This window comes from Roseobacter cerffii (assembly GCF_054226325.1).
Genome location: NZ_CM135757.1, coordinates 3,117,569 through 3,135,671, shown reverse-complemented (window position 1 = coordinate 3,135,671; position 18,103 = coordinate 3,117,569). Strand labels below are relative to the sequence as shown.

The 18,103-nt window shown below is 65.4% G+C and carries 16 protein-coding genes; 11 read left to right on the top strand and 5 right to left on the bottom strand.

Annotated features, from left to right (window positions below; translation table 11 throughout):
• Positions 1–4 precede the first annotated feature (4 nt).
• Positions 5–1,048: a phosphotransferase gene (locus ACVC7O_RS15180; RefSeq protein WP_458322958.1), complete on the bottom strand. Its 1,044-nt coding sequence runs from the start codon at positions 1,046–1,048 to the stop codon at positions 5–7.
• Positions 1,049–1,122: 74 nt separating this feature from the next.
• Here ACVC7O_RS15180 and ACVC7O_RS15175 point away from each other — a divergent pair, with 74 nt between their 5' ends.
• From ACVC7O_RS15175 to ACVC7O_RS15160, 4 genes are all read left to right on the top strand, one after another.
• Complete coding sequence (locus tag ACVC7O_RS15175; RefSeq protein WP_458322957.1) at positions 1,123–2,358, top strand: acyl-CoA dehydrogenase family protein; 1,236 nt, start codon at positions 1,123–1,125, stop codon at positions 2,356–2,358.
• 403 nt (positions 2,359–2,761) lie between these two features.
• On the top strand, positions 2,762–3,742 hold the full coding sequence (locus ACVC7O_RS15170) for a membrane dipeptidase (RefSeq protein WP_458322956.1): 981 nt from the start codon (positions 2,762–2,764) through the stop codon (positions 3,740–3,742).
• Entirely contained in the window at positions 3,739–5,391 is a 1,653-nt protein-coding gene (locus ACVC7O_RS15165) for a hypothetical protein (RefSeq protein ID WP_458322955.1), read from the top strand. The genes ACVC7O_RS15170 and ACVC7O_RS15165 overlap by 4 nt, the downstream gene beginning before the upstream one ends.
• Positions 5,388–5,882 (top strand): hypothetical protein, encoded by a 495-nt coding sequence (locus tag ACVC7O_RS15160; protein WP_458322954.1) that lies wholly within the window; start codon positions 5,388–5,390, stop codon positions 5,880–5,882. The genes ACVC7O_RS15165 and ACVC7O_RS15160 overlap by 4 nt, the downstream gene beginning before the upstream one ends.
• Positions 5,883–5,971: 89 nt before the next feature.
• Here ACVC7O_RS15160 and truA read toward each other — a convergent pair whose 3' ends face one another.
• Positions 5,972–6,739 (bottom strand): tRNA pseudouridine(38-40) synthase TruA, encoded by a 768-nt coding sequence (gene truA, locus ACVC7O_RS15155; protein ID WP_458322953.1) that lies wholly within the window; start codon positions 6,737–6,739, stop codon positions 5,972–5,974.
• Between the two features lie 115 nt (positions 6,740–6,854).
• Between truA and ACVC7O_RS15150 the strand changes: the two genes are divergently transcribed.
• The 7 genes from ACVC7O_RS15150 to ACVC7O_RS15120 all read left to right on the top strand — a co-directional run bounded on the left by ACVC7O_RS15150 (position 6,855) and on the right by ACVC7O_RS15120 (position 15,477).
• On the top strand, positions 6,855–8,270 hold the full coding sequence (locus ACVC7O_RS15150) for a YcjX family protein (protein WP_458322952.1): 1,416 nt from the start codon (positions 6,855–6,857) through the stop codon (positions 8,268–8,270).
• Entirely contained in the window at positions 8,267–8,716 is a 450-nt protein-coding gene (locus ACVC7O_RS15145; protein ID WP_458322951.1) for a GNAT family N-acetyltransferase, read from the top strand. The genes ACVC7O_RS15150 and ACVC7O_RS15145 overlap by 4 nt, the downstream gene beginning before the upstream one ends.
• Positions 8,716–9,720 (top strand): YcjF family protein, encoded by a 1,005-nt coding sequence (locus tag ACVC7O_RS15140; RefSeq protein ID WP_458322950.1) that lies wholly within the window; start codon positions 8,716–8,718, stop codon positions 9,718–9,720. Before ACVC7O_RS15145 ends, ACVC7O_RS15140 begins: the two co-directional genes overlap by 1 nt.
• A gap of 37 nt (positions 9,721–9,757) precedes the next feature.
• Positions 9,758–11,374, top strand: a complete 1,617-nt coding sequence (locus ACVC7O_RS15135; RefSeq protein WP_458322949.1) for an FAD-dependent oxidoreductase — start codon at positions 9,758–9,760, stop codon at positions 11,372–11,374.
• 357 nt (positions 11,375–11,731) lie between these two features.
• Positions 11,732–14,728, top strand: a complete 2,997-nt coding sequence (ileS, locus tag ACVC7O_RS15130; RefSeq protein WP_458322948.1) for an isoleucine--tRNA ligase — start codon at positions 11,732–11,734, stop codon at positions 14,726–14,728.
• On the top strand, positions 14,709–14,972 hold the full coding sequence (locus tag ACVC7O_RS15125) for a DUF3253 domain-containing protein (RefSeq protein ID WP_458322947.1): 264 nt from the start codon (positions 14,709–14,711) through the stop codon (positions 14,970–14,972). The genes ileS and ACVC7O_RS15125 overlap by 20 nt, the downstream gene beginning before the upstream one ends.
• 49 nt (positions 14,973–15,021) lie before the next feature.
• Positions 15,022–15,477: a methylated-DNA--[protein]-cysteine S-methyltransferase gene (locus ACVC7O_RS15120; RefSeq protein ID WP_458322946.1), complete on the top strand. Its 456-nt coding sequence runs from the start codon at positions 15,022–15,024 to the stop codon at positions 15,475–15,477.
• 158 nt (positions 15,478–15,635) lie between these two features.
• Here ACVC7O_RS15120 and ACVC7O_RS15115 read toward each other — a convergent pair whose 3' ends face one another.
• The 3 genes from ACVC7O_RS15115 to ACVC7O_RS15105 all read right to left on the bottom strand — a co-directional run bounded on the left by ACVC7O_RS15115 (position 15,636) and on the right by ACVC7O_RS15105 (position 18,062).
• Entirely contained in the window at positions 15,636–16,340 is a 705-nt protein-coding gene (locus ACVC7O_RS15115; RefSeq protein WP_458322945.1) for a CDP-alcohol phosphatidyltransferase family protein, read from the bottom strand.
• A gap of 97 nt (positions 16,341–16,437) precedes the next feature.
• Positions 16,438–17,358, bottom strand: coding sequence for a tyrosine recombinase XerC (locus tag ACVC7O_RS15110; protein ID WP_458322944.1), 921 nt, complete (start codon positions 17,356–17,358; stop codon positions 16,438–16,440).
• A complete protein-coding gene (locus tag ACVC7O_RS15105; RefSeq protein WP_458322943.1) occupies positions 17,355–18,062 on the bottom strand; it encodes a DUF484 family protein in 708 nt (235 codons plus the stop codon). Before ACVC7O_RS15105 ends, ACVC7O_RS15110 begins: the two co-directional genes overlap by 4 nt.
• Positions 18,063–18,103: the final 41 nt, after the last annotated feature.

Below are 18,103 nucleotides of genomic sequence, written 5' to 3'. Positions count from 1 at the left end.
CGGGCTATCCTGTCTCTGCAAGGCTGCGCGCGTCGCGGGCCATGAGCGCGATGACGTCGCGCAGGCGGTCGGTGTCCTTGGGGTTGGAGGCGTTGCCGTCGAGGCCGCGTTTCAGCACGCCTTGCAGGATGGCGAGCAGGCGGAAGTAGGAAAAGACCACGTAGAAGGTCCAGTTGTCGGGCGGGGGGAGGCCCCGGCGGGCGCAATAGGCGGCGACATAGGTCGGCTCATCCGGCAGGCCGAGGGCGGTGCGATCGACCCCGCCGAGGCCCCGGAAGTGGCCCGCGTGGGGGAGGCGCCAGTGCATGCATTGATAGGCGAGATCGGCCAGCGGGTGGCCAAGGGTGCTGAGCTCCCAATCGAGCAGGGCGATGACCTCTTCGGCGTCCGGCGCGAAGATCATGTTGTCGATGCGGAAATCGCCATGCACGATGCTGGCTGCGCCATCGTCGGCGACCATGTGATCCTCGAGCCAGCGCATGAGCCAGTCGGCATCCGCCAACGGGTCGGTTGCGGTTTGGGTGTATTGCCCGGACCAGCGGGTGAGTTGGCGGGCGAAGTAGTTGCCGGGCTTGCCGTAGTCGGCGAGGCCTACCGCGCCCGGGTCAACGTCGTGCAGAGCGGCGAGGGTCGCGTTCATCGCGTCATAGATGCGGCTGCGGGCCGTGGTGTCGAGATCGGGCAGCGCCGGGTCCCAGAAGATGCGGCCCTTGACCATCTGCATGACCATGAACTGGGTGCCCATGGGCGTGTCCTCGCCCGAGAGGTGGTAGACCTCGGGCACGGGTACTGATGTCGGGCCGAGGGCCTTCATCACGCGGAACTCGCGGTCAACGGCATGGGCGGATTTCAGCAGTTTGCCGGGAGGCTTGGCGCGCAGGACGTAGTCGGCCTTGCCACTGCGGAGCCGGTAGGTTGGGTTGGATTGGCCGTCGGAGAATTTTTCGATGGCGTCCAGCGCTCCGAAGCCGGGCACATGCGCGGCGAGGTAGTCTTCCAGCTCTTTCGGGTCGTAGCTGTGCACGGGTGGTGCGCCTCTGTGGGCCATGGACATCGCCCCGCGATCTAAGCAACTCTGCGCGGGCGGGGAAAGTCCCGAATGCGGTCAGGAAGGTGCGGGCGATGGATATGAACTTTGGGATGCGCGACGAGACCCGGGCGCTGCTGGACCGGGTGGCCACGATGATCCGCGAGGAGGTGATGCCGCTGGAGGCGGAGTATCACGCGGAGATCGGCAAGGGGGATCGCTGGGCCTATACCGACCGGCAGGCGGAGATCCTCGAAGGGCTGAAGGCCAAGGCGAAGGCGGCGGGGCTGTGGAATTTCTGGCTGACCGATTCCGAGCGGGGCTTTGGGCTGTCGACGGTCGAATACGCCTATTTCGCGGAAGAGATGGGTCGCACGCCGCTGGGGGCGGAGGTGTTCAACTGCTCGGCGCCCGATACCGGGAATATGGAGGTGTTCGAGCGCTATGGCACGCCCGCCATGAAAGAGCGGTGGCTGGCGCCGCTGCTCGAAGGTGAGATCCGCTCGGCATATTTGATGACGGAGCCGGAGGTGGCCTCGTCGGACGCCACCAACATCGCCATGTCCTGCGAAAAACTCGGAGATGAGTATTTATTGAAGGGTGAAAAATACTGGGCGAGCGGGGCGGGGGACCCGCGTTGTGCGGTCTACATCGTCATGGTGAAGACCGGCGGGGAGGACGCGCCCAAGCACAAGCGGCATTCGATGATCGTGGTGGATGCCAAGACGCCGGGGATCGAGATTTTGCGGCCCATGATGGTTTTTGGCCATGACGATGCGCCGCATGGGCATATGCATATCCGCTTCAATGACGTGCGGGTGCCGGCGGAGAACATGCTGCTGGGCGAAGGACGCGGGTTCGAGATTGCGCAGGGGCGGCTTGGGCCGGGGCGGATTCACCATTGCATGCGCTCGGTCGGGCAGGCGGAGGCGGCGCTGGAGCTGCTCTGCCAGCGGTCGCTGCGCAAGGAGGCCTTTGGCAAGCCGCTCGCGCAGCTGGGGGCGAATTTCGACATCATCGCGGAATGCCGGATGGAGATCGAGATGTCGCGGCTGTTATGCTTGAAAGCCGCCTGGATGATGGACCAGGGGGATGCCCGAGCGGCGGCGCCGTGGATTTCCCAGATCAAGGTGGTGGCGCCGCGCATGGCGCTGAAAGTGCTGGATGAGGCGATGCAGATGCACGGCGGGCAGGGCATCAGCCAGGACACACCGCTGGCTATGGCTTGGACCTGGCAGCGCGCCCTGCGCTTTGCGGACGGGCCGGATGCGGTCCACCGGCGCCAGGTGGCGCGAGCGGAGCTGCGCAAGCACACGCAGGAGAAGATCTGAGGCCACAGGCCGCAGAGCGCCATCGGCGGCTTCGCGCCCATCTTTGCAGGTTTGCGTGAAGAACACAGGGAACCCTAGGGCGGCCCTCGGGGTTAGACCCTCGCAATACCGACCGTGTCCTCGAGGTCGGGTGGGTTTAACCAGTACCTGGGGAGCAAGGGTAACGAGTGCCCGGTGGGTTGGGTCTTTGGCCCGACCCACCGTGGTGATTGCGCTTTAGGTTCCTATTTTAGAGATCTGTTTTCTATAAAGAAATCATCTTGCGTGTCTGGCCGGTCGTAACTGATCTCAACCGCGCAGCCTTCGGCAAACTGGACCGCTCAACGCAGCGGAGCGTCGTTTCAGCCGCCCGCAGGTCGCTTTTTGAATTGAGCCGTGCGGCGATCTCTCCCAGACTGCCGCCATGCGCGCGCCTGTCATCGACAACCTGCAATACGCCAAGTATTCGCCCCGGATCTTCGAGGAGATGCGGGAGGGTGGCGTGGATGCGGTGCATGTGACCGTGGCCTATCACGAGAGTTTCCGTGAGATGGTGCTGAACCTCGAACGCTGGAACCGATGGTTCGAAGATCATCCCGACCTGATCTTCAAGGGCACCGGCGCAGAGGATGTGACCCGCGCACAGGAGACCGGGCGCACGGCGATTTTCTTCGGGTTCCAGAACCCGAGCCCCATTGAGGATGACATCGGGCTGGTGGAGATCTGCCACCAGCTGGGCGTGCGGTTCATGCAGCTCACGTATAACAACCAGTCGCTGCTTGCGACCGGGTGCTACGAGGATGACGACACCGGGCTGACGCGCATGGGCCGCGCCGTGGTGGCCGAGATGAACCGGGTGGGCATGGTGGTGGACATGTCGCATTCTGCGGAGCGTTCGACGCTGGAGGCGATTGAGCATTCCACGCGGCCCATCGCGATCACCCATGCCAACCCCGCGTGGTGGCATGCGGCCTTGCGCAACAAATCCGATACGGTGCTGCGCGCGCTCACGCAGGCGGGCGGGATGCTGGGGTTCTCGATCTATCCGCATCATCTAAAGGGCGGCTGCGCCTGCACGCTGGAAGACTTCTGTGCGATGATGGCCGAGGCGGCACGGCGCTATGGCGCGCGGAACCTCGGGCTGGGCACGGACCTCTGTCAGGATCAGCCGGACAGCGTGGTGGAGTGGATGCGCGTGGGCCGTTGGACCAAGCAGATCGATTATGGCGAGGGCTCGGCAGCGGCGCCGGGCTTTCCGCCGATGCCCACGTGGTTCTCGGGCAACGGCGATTTTGGGGTCATCCGCGACGGGTTGCTGGCGACAGGCCTCAGCGCGGAGGAGGTCGACGGGATCATGGGCGGCAACTGGCATCGGTTCTATGCCGAGAGTTTCGGCCCCGCATGAAGGATTTTGTCGCCCCTCCCCAGGCACCGCTGCGCCCGCCGAGCGAGGTCATGCGGCTGCGCCGGATGGGGGCCATGTTCCCCACGCGGCTGTCGTTTCTGCGCACGCTGATGCGGTTTCTGGCCGCTGAAAAGGCGCAGGTGTCGCGACCCGTCTGGCAGATGTGCCCGGAAGGGTACGGCCATGCGGTTTATGCGCTGTCCTTCGGCGGGCACACCTATTCTCTTGTGGCCGTGTCGACGGCGCTGGCTCCGGAAGACCGGACGGACCGGGTGATCGCCGAGGCCTGGGACAGTTCCTATGTGCTCTATGACGGCGTGCCGGATGCGGATGAGATTGCGCGCATCTGTGCCGCGGCGCCGCGGCAGGAGGCTGCGCGGTTCACCGAACGCGATCTGGTGCTGAGCCGGGCGAATAAATCGGTGCGGCTCTTCCAGCATGTGGTGGACCGGTTGCGGGCGGGGCAGCAACCCGATGCGCAGATGGTGCGCGAGATCGGGTATCTGATGCGCACCACCGCCGTCTATGGCAATGGCAAGTTCGGGATTGCGGATCGTGCCTGCATCGACATGCGACCGGGGCTGTCGGGGCCGTTCATGGCCGAGATGCTGACGGTCTGGCTGATCCGGCAATTCACCCATGATCTGGTCGAACACGTGGGGCGGGGTGTGCTCGACCGTGGGCTGAAGCGACATCTGGGCATTGGCAACTCCACGGGGCTGGGCATGGCGCCGTTTCTGGTGACGCACCCGGTGCTCTTGAACAACTGGATGCTGGCGCGGGAGACGGCGCTGGCGCGGGTGCGGGCGGTGCGGCGTCTGGAGCCTGAGAGGGCTGCGCGGCTTGAGGCGCTGGTGACGCGGGCGGCGCGGCATTTGGCGGAGTGGCAGGTCCCGGATGTGGCGCATCAGGCGCGGATCGACCGGCTGCGCGCAGACTGGGCGGCGTTTTGCTGTGTTGTCACGCCGGAAGCGCTTGCTGAAGAGGGGGCGCTGGAGCGGCTGATCCGCGCCTCAGCCACGCAGAGCGACGATCTGCAGGAGCTTTTGGTGTCGCTGCTGCTCGAGCCCTTTCCAGAGCTGGTGGATGGGCTGGCAGAGTGCATGGCGGACCCTGTGGGGTCCGTTCCGGCGCCCCTGGTCGAGACGGGCGCGCTGCGGGCCGAGATCCAGCGGAGTTTTGACTGGGCGCTGGCGCCGGATTATGCCGACGCGGCGCAGTGCCAGCAGTTCTGGTATGTGAGTGCCGCCAAGCAGGAGCCGCGCCTCGGCGATCGCTTCGCGGAAGAGGGGGCGGCGTTGGAGAGCCCGCTCGACATCGGGCGCCGGGTCAAGGCGCTGTCTCTCGACTTGCCGGAGCGGTCTGAGGCGGTCGCCTCGTTTCTGGCCCGGCGCCCCGAGCATCTGCTGGCGGTTCAGCGCGTGGCGCTGGCGGCGACCTATCCTTATGCGGAGATCCGCGACAATCTGATCGGGGCGGGCTGCCTGCCCATCGATATGCTGCGTTGCAAGCTCGCGTTTTTCGGGGCTGCAAAGTTTGATCCGAAATCCGACCGCTGGACGCGGATCACGCTCTGCCAGGGCGCGCCGCTGGCGGATGAGTTGGACACCCGGGCGGATGATTGGTGGCTGCCGGTCTTTGAGGCATGAGCTGGTCGCGCGCGGAGATCTTGGCGCTGGCGACCAAGGCGGCGCGCGGCGCGGGCGCGCCCGCCGGGCAGGCAGCCCTTTTCGGAGAAGCGGTCGCGCTGCATCTTGGACAGGGGCGCGGGCCTGACGCCGTGTCGGCGGCGCTGGACGCGCTGCCGGACGGGCCGATCAGCACGTTGCCGCTGGTGATGCAGACGGTGGTGCCCATGGCGCAAGAGGGAGGTGAGGCGAAGGTCGAGTGGCCGGGCGACACCGATTTGGCGCGAAGCTATTTTGATGCCTTGCCCTTGGAATGCACCGTGCAGAGAGAGGGGGCAACTGGTCTGACATTGACCTTCGCCACGCGCGAGAGGCCCTTGTCTCTGCAGCGCATCACCGATTGTGACGAGCTGATTGCCAAGATGACGGAGCTTGCTGCACGGACCTTTGTGCCGGAGAGTGCGGCATCGCGGTTGAGCGGTGCGGGTGCGGGCCTGAGCGACAACGACTGAGGCGCAAAGGGGTGGCCTGAAAGCCCACCCCACCTGCCAGCACAGGCCTCAGGACAGTCAGGTCAGGTGGGCTTTCAGGCCACCTTTGGTCACGCAAACGGATCCTCGGGGTAGCGGACATGGGCGAGGTAGAGGCCGTGTGGCGGGCAGACGGGGCCGCAGGCGGCGCGGTCGCGGGCGGCGAGGGCCTCCGCCACCTGTTCAGGCGCCCAGGATCCGGCGCCGACGCGTTCCAGCGTGCCCACGAAGCTGCGCACCTGGTTGTGCAGGAAGGACCTTGCGCGCACATCGAGGTGCACTTCGGGTCCGTGCGCGGTGTCGACATACGTGACATCCAGCCGGTCGAGCGTTTTGACCGGGCTGTCGGATTGGCAGATCGACGAGCGGAAGGTGGTGAAATCGTGCCGTCCGATCAGATGCGCGGCGCCTGCCTGCATCGCGGCCACATCGAGATCGTGTTTCACCTGCCAGACCAGCCCCGCCTGATGGGTGGCCGGCGCGCGGCGCATCAGGATGCGGAAGAGATACCGCCGCTCCAGTGCCGAGAAGCGCGCGTGCCAGTCCTCGGCGACCTGCGCGCACGCGACAATCGCGACGGGATCGGGCTTCAGGTGGTGATTCAGCGCTTCCGAGAGACGGAACGGCGCCCAGTCTGCGACCATGTCACACTGGGCCACTTGCCCCAGCGCATGCACGCCCGCATCGGTGCGCCCGGCGGCGGCGATGGTGTGCGGGCGGGGCTCCAGCTTGGCCAGGGCGGCCTCCACCGCGCCCTGCACCGAGGGCTGGTCGGCCTGGCGTTGCCAGCCAGCGAACGGCGCGCCGTGGTATTCGATTTTCAAGGCGTAACGCGGCATGGCGTCGGCCCTAGCCCGGCTGCGCGCGCGCGTCAAATGGCTTTGCCCCCTCTGGTGCGCGCGCGCCCCAGCGCCTATGTAGCGCGAGACACAAAAACTGCAGGGACAGGCAGGTTTGGGACTGACAACACTCGCCGACACGGTGCTGCGGCAGATCGAGAACGTGCAGGACACGGTCAACGAGACCTTGTTTGAGCCGGTCATTCGTGTCGGCGTCACGGGGCTCGCGCGCTCTGGCAAGACGGTCTTCATCACCTCGCTCATCGCCAATCTGCTCGACCGAGGGCGGATGCCGCATCTGGTGGCCGCCGCCGAGGGGCGCATCGAGGCGGCGTTCCTGCAGCCGCAACCTGACGACACGCTGCCGCGCTTCGATTTCGAGACCCATCTGGGCCAGTTGACTGCCCGCGCGCCGGTCTGGCCCGAGAGCACACGCGCGGTCTCGGAGCTGCGGTTGTCGCTCAGGGTGCGCCGGGCGGGCTTGCTCGCTGGGCTGCAGGGGCCGCGCACGGTGCACATCGATATCGTGGATTATCCCGGTGAGTGGCTGCTCGATCTGGCGCTGCTGGAGAAGGACTATGCGAGTTGGTCGGCGGAGGTGCTCGCACGGCTGCAGGACCGGCCCGAGGCCGAGGCGTTTCGCGCGCGTGTGGCGAAGACGGACCCTGAGGCGGGGCTGGAGGAGCCGACCGCCAAGGCGCTGGCCGAGGATTTCACCAGCTATCTGCAGGCGGCGCGGGTCTCGGGGTACTACGATTGTACGCCGGGGCGGTTCCTGCTGCCCGGTGATCTCGCGGGCTCGCCTGTGCTGACCTTCGCGCCGCTGCCGGGCGAGGCGCCGGGCCCGCGCAAATCGCTCATGCGCGAGATGGCGCGTCGGTTCGAGGCCTACAAGCGCGAGGTGGTGCGGCCTTTCTTTCGCGATCACTTTGCGCGGATCGACCGGCAGGTGGTGCTGGTCGATGCGCTGGGGGCGATCCACAAGGGGCCGCGGGCGGTGGAGGACATGCGCGGCGCGATGGCGGATATCCTGGGCGCCTTCCGGCCTGGTCAGAATGCCTTTCTCACACAGCTCTTTCAGGGCAAGCGGGTGGAGAAGATCCTTTTTGCCGCCACCAAGGCCGACCATCTGCATCACCGCCAGCACGCCCGGCTGACGGCGATCATGGAGGCGTTGTTGCGCGGGGCGGTGGACCGGGCGCGCTTTGCAGGAGCCGAGACAGCGGCGCTGGCGATTGCATCGCTGCGGGCCACCACGGAAGACACCATGACCCATGAGGGTCAGGAGCTTGACGTGGTGCGCGGCACGCTCTTGGAGAGCGGCAAACAGGCGGCGTTTTATCCCGGCGCCCTGCCGAAGGACCCCGCGCATCTGCTGGCACCGGCGAAGGCGGGGGCCGAAAGCTGGCTTGATCAGGACTACCGTGTGATGAATTTCGCACCTTCGCCGCTTACTTTGCGCCCCGGCGACGGGCCGCCGCATATCCGGCTTGATAAGGCTGCCCAATTCCTTTTAGGGGATAGGCTATGAATGAGATTATCATCGCCCCGGCGCGCACGCTGGATGCAGGGGCCGTGGGGCATATCCTGTCTGTTTCCAACGATGCCATGCCGTGGCTGCCGCGGCTGCATTCGGCAGCGGAAGAGATCATGTATGCCGGCGACATGATCGAGGCCGGTTGGGTGCGCGTGGCCAAGCGGGATGGCAAGGTCGTGGGGTTCATCGCGCGCTGGGAAGAAGAGGTGCATGCGCTTTACGTGTTGCCAGACGCGCAGGACAATGGCGTGGGCACGGCGCTGCTCGATGATGCGAAGGGCGAGAGCGACAAGCTGACGCTGTGGAGCTATCAGGCGAATTCCTCGGCGACGCGGTTTTACGGGCTGCGCGGGTTCATTGAGACCGCCCGCACCGATGGCAGCAACAATGACGCGGGCCTGCCCGACATCCGGTTCGAGTGGGTCAAGGGCGCCTTTTGATGGCGCGGGGGCCGGTTCTCATCGATCTCGACGAGGCGGCGGAGCCGCACCTGCCCGTGGCCGAGGCGCCGCCGGTGCCCGAGGACGAGGCTGCGCCACCGCAGGGCCAGGCGATGCAGGTCGCTGCCGGGATTGCCGCGCGCAAACCGTCGCGGCTGGTCCGTTGGGTCTGGTCGCTGGGCGTGGCGCTGGTGGGCGCGGTGGTTTCGATCAAGGCCTGGGGGTTTTTATCGGCCTTGGTGGCGCAGAACGCGCTCCTGGGCTGGGCTGTCACCGGGCTGACGGGCGCCTTCCTGCTGGCTTTGGCGGTGGTGATGCTGCGCGAGGTGGCCGCATTGGGGCGGTTGGGACGGCTCGATGGGCTGCGCCGGGCGGCGGATACCGCGCTGGCGGAGGATGATCTGCAGGCGGCGCGGGCGGTGACGGACCGGTTGCTGGCGCTCTATAAAGGGCGCGAGGACACGCGTTGGGGCCGTGACCGCATGGCAGAGCTGCGCGGCGATCAGATGGATGCGGCGAGCCTCTTGGTGCTGGTGGATCGCGAGATGCTGGGACCTCTTGACCAGGCCGCACAACGCGAGGTGGAAGCGGCCGCGCGGCAGGTGGCCACGGTCACGGCGCTGGTGCCGTTGGCGCTGGCAGACGTGGCGGCGGCGCTGACGGCGAATCTGCGGATGATCCGGCGGATTGCCGAGGTCTACGGCGGGCGCTCCGGGTTTCTGGGCGGTTGGCGTCTGACGCGCGCGGTGATGGCGCATCTGGTCGCAACCGGCGCCGTGGCCGTGGGCGATGACCTGTTGGAACCCGTTCTGGGCGGCTCGATCCTCGGCAAGCTCTCGCGCCGCTTTGGCGAGGGGCTTGTGAATGGGGCGCTGACGGCGCGGGTGGGGGTGGCCGCGATGGAAGTTTGCCGACCGCTGCCCTTCGCATCTGGAAAAAAGCCGAAGGTGCGCGATATCATCAAACAGAGCCTGGGCGGCCTCTTCGGATCCAACGCATCCTGAGACTGGCGCGCCGGGCGATCCGGACAGGAGTGGGGTGATGGAGAGTTTTGCCGCCGATCTCGCGACGATGGTACGCAGGCCGCTGGAGCCCGAGCATGTGGCCGCGATGCGCCGCAAAGGTGTTGTCTCGAAGTTTAAGGCGGGTGAGTTCGTGCAGGAGCCGGGCGGCGCCTCGGATGAATTCCACTATGTGATCGAGGGCGAGGTTGAGGCGGTGAACCCGTCGAACCTGCAGCGGCTGGGGGCCGCGACGCTGGGCCCGGGGCAGTTCTTTGGTGATTTGCAGTTTCTGTCGGGCGGTGTGTCGCTCGCAGGCGCGCGGGCGGTGGTGGATAGCACGATGCTCTGCGTGCCGCGCGACGACATGCTGCAGATGATGTCGGACATGCCGGAGATGAGCGATATCATCGTGACGGTCATGGCCGCGCGGCGCCGCCGGGCGGTGGAGCAATCGGATTCGGCGCTCACCCTCATCGGCTCGGAGATCAGCCGCGACATTCGTCATGTGGCGAGCTTTGCTGCGCGCAACCGCATTCCCTACCGGGAGATCGAAGTGACCTCGCCCGATGCGATGGCGCTGGCCGAGCAATGCGGCATCGCCGAAGCGCAGCCGGGCGTGATTTTCGGGCGCGAACGCAAGATCGACCCGCCGACGCCGCGCGGTGTGGCGCAGGCGCTGGGGCTCTACATGGACACCGACGAGGCGCTCAGCTTTGACGTGCTGATCGTGGGCGGTGGCCCGGCGGGCGTGGCGGCGGGGGTCTATGCCGGCGCCGAGGGGCTGCGTGCCTTGGTGCTGGAAGATATGGCCGTTGGCGGGCAGGCGGGCACCTCGAGCCGGATCGAGAATTACATGGGGTTTCCCACGGGCATCTCAGGCGGTGATCTGATCGGGCGCGGCGAGGTGCAGGCGATGAAGTTCGGCACCAAGTTTTCCGTGCCACGGCGCGCCGCAACCCTGCGGCAATGTGATGAGAAGTGGTTTCATGCCACGCTGGATGATGGCCAGGAGGTGAGCGCCAAGGCGCTGATCGTGGCGACGGGTGTGCAGTACCGGCGCCTTCCGCTGGAGGGGTTGGAACGGCTGGAGGGCGCAGGTGTCTATTATGCGGCCACCGAGGTCGAGGCGCGCTGGTGCCGTGATGCGGAGGTGGCCGTCATTGGCGGCGGCAATTCGGCGGGACAGGCGGCGATGTATCTGGCGCGCACGACGCGGCATGTGCATGTGCTGGTGCGCGGCGAGAGCCTGGCGTCGTCGATGTCGGACTATTTGTTGCAGCGGCTGACCTCTCATCCGCGCATCACGGTGCATGTCTGCACGGAAGTGACCGCGCTGCACGGGCGGGACGTGCTGGAGCGCATCACCATCCGCGATCGCACCTCGGGGCAGGATTGGGACCTGAAGACCTCGGCGCTCTTTGTCATGGTGGGGGCCGCGCCGAATACAGACTGGCTGTCGGGTCTGATCAAGCTGGACGAGAAAGGGTTTGTGCTCACCGGCGCAGAGGCCGGCGGGCGCTCGCAATATGAGACCTCCTGTCCGGGTGTCTTTGCGGTGGGGGATGTGCGCGCAGGGTCGGTGAAGCGCGTCGCCTCTGCTGTCGGTGAAGGGTCGGTGGTGATGTCGGAGGTCTGGGCGCATGTGAATGCGTGATGGGGAGCGTTGGCCTGGTATCTGATGGCGTTTGGGGCTCCGCCCCGTTCGGCCCTCAAACTGTCCGCTGGACAGTTTGCCGCTGACGCGGACCGGGCCTCGCCCCCCGGAGTATTTTCAGAAGGGTGAAGGGGCGTGGTTTACGCGGTCCTCGACGTGAGACGCGCGCGCGCTGCGGGGACTTGTCGGCGCGTGAGCCGCTGCGTATAAGGCGCGTCATGGACGACCCACGCCTGATCCTCATTCGAATTATATCCCCGGCGCTCTGAGACCATGAGACGCCGGGCCAAGGTGTTTGCGATGCGCGCACCGACCGCTTTTCCTGACATGTGACACGATATCCAAAGGACGCCCGCAATGTGCGCCGAGACCACCGACACCGCTGAGAAACACGATTACAAATCCACGCTGAGCCTGCCGAAGACCGACTTTCCGATGCGCGCGGGACTGCCGAAGCGCGAGCCTGCTTGGCTTGAGCGGTGGGAGGAGATCGGGGTTTATGACCGGCTACGGGAGAAAGAGGGGCGGGAGAGTTTCGTCCTGCACGACGGCCCGCCTTATGCCAATGGCAACTTGCACATCGGGCACGCGCTGAACAAGACGATCAAGGATATGATCGTGCGGTCGCATCAGATGATGGGCTTCGACAGCCGCTATGTGCCCGGGTGGGACTGTCACGGGCTGCCGATCGAGTGGAAGATCGAGGAGCAGTACCGCCAGAAAGGTAAGAACAAGGACGAGGTGCCGATCAACGAATTCCGCGCCGAGTGCCGGCAGTTTGCGGACCATTGGGTGGGCGTGCAGCGGGAGGAATTCAAGCGTCTGGGTGTGACCGGCAATTGGGCGGAGCCGTATCTGACGATGGATTTCCATGCAGAGCGGGTGATTGCCGAGGAATTCATGAAATTCCTGATGAACGGCACGCTTTATCAGGGCTCAAAGCCGGTGATGTGGTCGCCTGTGGAGCAGACGGCGCTCGCTGAGGCGGAGGTGGAGTACCACGACAAGGAGAGCTTCACGATCTGGGTGAAGTTCCGGGTTGAGACGGGCGATGATCCTGCCGTGGTGCCCGATTTGTCGACCATGACCGAAGCCGAGATGCGGCGGCGCGAGTTGATGAACGCCTATGTGGTGATCTGGACGACGACGCCCTGGACCATGCCGTCGAACAAGGCGGTGGTTTATGGGTCGGACATCTCCTACGGGCTTTACGAGATCACCGGGCGGCCCGAGGATTGCTGGGCGCGGATTGGTGATCGGTATTTGCTGGCCGACAGCATGGCTGCGGATGTGCTCGGTCGGGCGCGGCTCGATGAGACCATGTATCGCCGCCTGCGCGATGTGGATACGGCAGAGTTCGAAGAACTGCGTCTGAGCCATCCGCTGAGCGGTCAGGAGGGGGCCGAGGGCGAGTGGGATGACCTGCGCGATTTCCGGGCTGCGGAGTTCGTGACCGACACCGAAGGCACGGGGTTTGTGCATTGCGCGCCGAGCCACGGGATGGAGGAATATGAACTCTATCGCGATCTGAACATGCTGCATGAGGTGATCACCTATAATGTCACCGACGAGGGCATGTTCCGCGAAGACCTGCCGTTCTTTGGCGGGACGTTCATCCTCAACCGCAAGGGCAAGGAGGGCGATGCGAACACGGCTGTGATCAACAAGCTGGCCGAGGTCGGCGGGCTGCTCGCGCGTGGCAAGATCAAGCACAGCTATCCGCATTCCTGGCGGTCGAAGGCGCCGGTGATCTATCGCAACACACCGCAGTGGTTTGCGGCCATCGACAAGCCGGTGGGCGATGGGCAGGACACGCATGGGACCACGATCCGCGAACGGGCGCTGACGGAGATTGACAATGTGAACTGGACACCCAAATCCGGGCGCAACAGGCTGCATTCGATGATGCAGGCGCGGCCCGATTGGGTGCTGTCGCGCCAGCGCGCTTGGGGGGTGCCGCTCACCTGCTTTACGAAGAAGGGCGCGCTGCCGACGGATGAGGACTTCCTGCTGCGCAACGCTGAGGTCAACGCGCGGATCGCCGAGGCCTTCGAGGCCGAGGGGGCGGATGCCTGGTATGAGGCGGGCGCGAAGGAGCGCTTCCTCGGCAATGTGGTGAACCCGGATGACTACGATCAGGTGATGGATATCCTCGACGTGTGGTTCGATTCTGGCTCGACCCACGCCTTCACCCTGCGCGACCGCGCGGATGGCACCGAGGACGGCATTGCCGACGTCTACATGGAAGGCACCGACCAGCACCGCGGCTGGTTCCATTCCTCGCTGCTGCAATCGGTGGGCACCACCGGGCGCGCGCCCTACCGCAATGTGGTGACGCATGGGTTCACGCTGGATGCGAAGGGCATGAAGATGTCCAAATCCATCGGCAATACGATTGTGCCCGAGAAGATCGTGCAGCAGTACGGGGCTGATATCCTGCGACTCTGGGTGGCGCAGACGGATTATACGGCGGATCAACGGATCGGCGATGAGATCCTGAAAGGCGTGGCCGACAGCTATCGCCGGTTGCGCAACACCATGCGTTACATGCTGGGCTCGCTGAACGATTTCACGGAAGCGGACCGGATGGATCCGGCAGAGATGCCGGAGCTGGAGCGTTGGGTGCTGCACCGTTTGGCGGAGCTGGATCAGGAGGTGCGGGCGCGCTATGCGCGGTTCGACTTCCAGGGCGTTTGGCAGGCGGTGTTCAATTTCGCGACGCTGGATCTGTCGGCCTTTTACTTCGATATCCGCAAGGATGCGCTCTATTGTGATGGCGACACGGTGGCGCGGCGCTCGGCGCGGACGGTGCTGGATCTGCTCTTCCAGCGATTGACCACATGGCTGGCGCCCGTGCTGGTCTTCACCATGGAAGAGGTCTGGTTGGAGCGGTTCCCGCACGAGGGCAGCTCGGTGCATTTGCAGGACTTCCCGGAGACGCCAGGGGATTGGCTGGCGCCGGACCTGGCGGAGAAATGGTCGAAAGTCAGGTCGATTCGAAAAAAAGTGACCGAGGCAATTGAGTTGAAGCGTCAAGAAAAGGAAATAGGATCTAGTTTAGAGGCCGCACCCACGGTTTGGCTTGGAAACGAAGCTCATCTTTGGGATAGCGATGAAGAAGCAACCCAAGATCTCCAGAGCGTGGACTTCGCCGAAATCTTTATCACCTCAGCTGCAAGCGTGAATCTTGGATTGCCTCCTAGTTGGACAGCTGAGGATGGTCTGGCGGGGCTCTGGGTGTCAGTTGACAAGGCCGAAGGCGAGAAATGCGCGCGCTGCTGGAAGATCCTGCCCGATGTCGGAACCCATGCGGCGCCTGGCGTCTGCGGGCGCTGTGACAGCGCCGTCGCCTGACCCCGAAGCCATCGCCGCCGCGATCCGCGCACTGGTGCACCGCCGTGGGCCGGGCAAAACGCTCTGCCCGTCGGAGGTGGCGCGGGCGCTTGCGCCCGGTGACTGGCGGACACTGATGCCGAAGGTGCGGCGCACGGCGGACGCGCTGGCCGCGGCGGGCGAAGTCGTGGTGACGGAGAAGGGCAAAGTGGTGTCTGCCTGCACGGCGCGGGGCCCGATCCGGATCGGGCTCAGCGGGCCTTAGACGCAGGTTCCGGGTTGCCGGTTGAGGCGTGTCGGGCCATCTTGGACATATGCCACGTCTCAGCGTCGATACCCAGTTTGGTCGCCTGACCCTTTTCGAAGACGAGGGGGCGATCACCGCTGTGCGCTGGAACGGCACCGATGCGGGCGCGCCGACTGAGTTGCTGAAAGAGGCTGCGCAGCAATTGGCGGAATATGACGCCGGCAGGCGCGAGAGCTTCGATCTGCCCTTGACGGTCCGTGGCTCCGCCTTTCAGCAGGATGTCTGTGCAGCGATGCGGGCCATCCCCTTTGGCGAGACGGTGACCTACGGCGATATCGCCCGTGATCTGGGCGCGATGCCGCAGGCAGTTGGACAGGCTTGCGGGGGCAACCCGATCCCGATCATCATCCCCTGCCACCGTGTCATGGGGGCGAAAGGGCTGACCGGGTTCTCGGGGGCGGGCGGCGTCGAGACCAAGGTCGCCCTTCTGCGCCATGAAGGGGCCGCTGGATTGCTGATCTGACCATGGCGTCGGTTTTCGCGCGCCACTTACGGCCGAGCAAACGAACAAGCGACACCGTTTTTGCTCAAGTGGCGGACGCGGCGGCCTGAAAGCCCACCGCACCTGCCGGGCCTGACCGTGGTGCTGGCAGGTGCGGTGGGCTTTCAGGCCGCCGCGGGCTAAAGACCGCCGTTGTTGCGGGTGGGAAAGATTTGCTGTGCGATGCCCGCGAAAACGAGATAGACCGAGGTCACCACCAGCCCCCAATGCGCCCAGCTTTGCGGGTGGAAGTCGACCCAGGCAGCCCAGCCCGCAAAGAACGTCCAGGCGAGCGCCATCGGCAGGGTGATGACCCGCCAGCGCTCTGTACGGACCGGGTGCACGAATTTCAGCGGCAGGAACATGGCGATGGCCAGCGCCGTCACCAGCGCCAGCGAGACCCAGAAATTCGGCTGCAGCGCGAAGATCACCAGCACCAGCATGTTCCAGCACCCGGGGAAGCCGGAGAAGGAATTGTCCTTTGTTTTCATCCGTGTGTCGGCGAAGTAGAGCGCCGAGGCGAAGGTGATCACGATGATCGCAAACCATCCCGTCCAGCCGTCCATCAGCCCCGATTTGAAGAGCGCAAAGGCCGGGATGAACACATAGGTCAGGTAGTCGATGATCAGATCGAGCAGCACCCCGTCGAATTCGGGCGCATTGACCTTCACGTGATAGTGGCGGGCGAGTGGGCCGTCGATGCCATCCACAAAGAACGCCACGACGAGCCAGAGGAACATCAGATCCCATTTCTCGTCGACCGCTGCCAACATCGACAGCATAGCAAACACCGCGCCCGTGGCCGTAAACAAATGCACGCCGAGCGCGCGTAACCTCAATGTCATGGAACGTTCATGCCGCATGGGGCTAGGGGATGCAAAAAGAAAAGCTGCTGTGCGGACTATGTCGCGGCGTCGCGGTGGCGCTGCAACAGGCGGGTGGTCAGGCCTTGGGGTGGGCCCGGTCGTAGACCTCCATCAGGCGGGCTGTGTCGACTGCCGTATAGGCCTGGGTTGTGGAGAGCGACGCATGGCCCAGAAGCTCCTGGATCGCGCGCAGATCACCGCCCGCGTCGAGCAAATGGGTTGCGAAGCTGTGGCGCATCGCATGGGGCGTCGCACTGGCGGGCAGACCCAGTTGCATCCGTGCGCGCGCCATGACTTTCTGGATCGCGCCCGGCCCGAGCGCGCCGCCGCGGACCGCACGAAAGAGCGGCTGATCGGGCTCCAGCGGGAAGGGGCAGACCGCCAGATAGGCCTCCACCGCCGCGCGGGCCGCGGGCACAACCGGCACGATCCGCTCCTTGTTGCCCTTGCCGGTGATCCGCAGGGTCTCGGGCAGCGGCGCGTCCGCGCCCGTGAGGCCCAGGGCTTCGGAGATGCGCAACCCGCAGCCCCAAAGCAGGGTGACCACGGCCACATCGCGGGCGCCGACCCAGGGTGTCTCCGATTGCAGCTCGATCGCGTCGATCAGGGTGCGTGCGGCGTCTTCGGCCAGCGGGCGGGGTAGCTTTTTCTGGAACTTCGGCGCGCGGACGGACAGGACGGCGGTGGGCTCGAACCCCTCGCGTTCGGCCAGCCAGCGATAAAAGGCTTTCACGGCCGAGAGCTTGCGGGCCAGCGACCGGGCCGCGATCCCGCCGCTGCGCGCATGGGCCATCCAGGCCCGCATGTCGGTCACAGTGATGCGGGCGAGGGCGGCCAGCCCCTGCCGCTCGCCTTTGTACTCGGTGATGAAGGCGAGAAACTCCGCCACATCGCCCTGATAGGCGGTGAGCGTGTTCTGCGCGGCCCCTTTCAGCGCGCGCTGGTGGCTCAGCCACGCTTCGAGCGCATCCCGTGCGGCGGGGCTGATCAGGCTCACGACAGCCAGCGGCGCATGACCCGTTCGAAGACGCCAGTGAAGAAGAGCAAAAGGTCGGTGCCCTGTTGTGGCCCGAACATATGTGGGTCTTCAGAGCCGAGGATCAGCAGGCCGGGCAGACGCCCGGGCCCGAAGTCGAGCGCGAGGCAGGCCTCGGATTTCATCCAGGCGGCCTTGTCGCCGAAGATCAGGTCAGAGCCCTGCTGCAGCTGGCGCAACGTGACCTGGCGCGCGCTGCCGGGGCGGCTGTGATCGAGATAGTCGGCGACAAATCCGGGGGCGGCCACGGCCAGCACATCGTCCAGCCCGCCGAGCGCCGGATCGAGCCCCTCCTGCGCGCTTTCCAGAACCAGGCGGACCGCATCCACCCGCAGGATTTCCGCGACCTCTCCACCGAGATCGGTCAGGAAGGTTTCGAAGTCCAGGGGTTCGAGCATGCGCAGGATGGCGCGGTGGATCTGGTTGGTGCCTGCGAGGTTCTCGTAGGCGGCGGCGATCACCGAGCGGTGGGTGTCTTCAAGCCGGTCGAGCCGGCTCTCCATCCGCTCCATTGCGATGCCGCGCAGGTCGACGATATTGGCGCCCATCGCACGCTCGTTCGCGGCGATCAGCGCCTTCATGACGTCTTTGTCGTCGAGGATCACATCGGGCTGCGAGAGGATCGCCTCGCGCAGGGCGTCTTCTATTTTTGGGCTGCTGCTCATGACTTTCTCGTTTATTTTTCCGCACCCTAGCACGGGGCTGG

Coding starts and splice junctions, on each gene's coding strand:
- ACVC7O_RS15180 (WP_458322958.1), bottom strand. CDS start 1,048: ATGGCCCACAGAGGCGCACCACCCGTGCACAGCTACGACCCGAAAGAG.
- ACVC7O_RS15175 (WP_458322957.1), top strand. CDS start 1,123: ATGGATATGAACTTTGGGATGCGCGACGAGACCCGGGCGCTGCTGGAC.
- ACVC7O_RS15170 (WP_458322956.1), top strand. CDS start 2,762: ATGCGCGCGCCTGTCATCGACAACCTGCAATACGCCAAGTATTCGCCC.
- ACVC7O_RS15165 (WP_458322955.1), top strand. CDS start 3,739: ATGAAGGATTTTGTCGCCCCTCCCCAGGCACCGCTGCGCCCGCCGAGC.
- ACVC7O_RS15160 (WP_458322954.1), top strand. CDS start 5,388: ATGAGCTGGTCGCGCGCGGAGATCTTGGCGCTGGCGACCAAGGCGGCG.
- truA (WP_458322953.1), bottom strand. CDS start 6,739: ATGCCGCGTTACGCCTTGAAAATCGAATACCACGGCGCGCCGTTCGCT.
- ACVC7O_RS15145 (WP_458322951.1), top strand. CDS start 8,267: ATGAATGAGATTATCATCGCCCCGGCGCGCACGCTGGATGCAGGGGCC.
- ACVC7O_RS15140 (WP_458322950.1), top strand. CDS start 8,716: ATGGCGCGGGGGCCGGTTCTCATCGATCTCGACGAGGCGGCGGAGCCG.
- ACVC7O_RS15135 (WP_458322949.1), top strand. CDS start 9,758: ATGGAGAGTTTTGCCGCCGATCTCGCGACGATGGTACGCAGGCCGCTG.
- ileS (WP_458322948.1), top strand. CDS start 11,732: ATGTGCGCCGAGACCACCGACACCGCTGAGAAACACGATTACAAATCC.
- ACVC7O_RS15120 (WP_458322946.1), top strand. CDS start 15,022: ATGCCACGTCTCAGCGTCGATACCCAGTTTGGTCGCCTGACCCTTTTC.
- ACVC7O_RS15115 (WP_458322945.1), bottom strand. CDS start 16,340: ATGACATTGAGGTTACGCGCGCTCGGCGTGCATTTGTTTACGGCCACG.
- ACVC7O_RS15105 (WP_458322943.1), bottom strand. CDS start 18,062: ATGAGCAGCAGCCCAAAAATAGAAGACGCCCTGCGCGAGGCGATCCTC.